The organism is Bacillus pretiosus (genome assembly GCF_051294775.1).
GTDB classification, from domain to species: Bacteria; Bacillota; Bacilli; order Bacillales; family Bacillaceae_G; genus Bacillus_A; species Bacillus_A wiedmannii.
In genome coordinates this window covers 1-296 of sequence record NZ_JBPPHF010000297.1, presented here as the reverse complement: position 1 = coordinate 296, position 296 = coordinate 1, and the positions used below count along the sequence as shown (strand labels likewise).

At 34.8% G+C, this 296-nt stretch carries 1 pseudogene; it reads right to left on the bottom strand.

The annotated features are described in order from the left end of the window. A pseudogene (locus ACSG5Z_RS30955) lies at window positions 1-296 on the bottom strand (replication-relaxation family protein); the annotation flags it as partial.

Here is a 296-nt window from a genome sequence, read left to right as displayed (position 1 = left end):
GCATCTTTTTCTCTTCTATACGTTCGTCTAAGACCACCATCTATTGTTTCTTTAAAGGTTTGAACTTTTTCAACAAATGCGTAACGCCAATCGGCATCGCCTCCTGTACGTTGAGATAAAGGTAAAAGAATATCTTGTTCAAAGTTTTGATTATCATCTATTCCTAGAATGATATCTGAGATAACATCTCCAGCTTCTTTCAAAGAGCAGATGTGCATATTTAGATTTGGTAGATTCATTAAAAGGTCATGATACTCCCGCATAGAAAATAATAGATTTTTCATACGTACGTATGG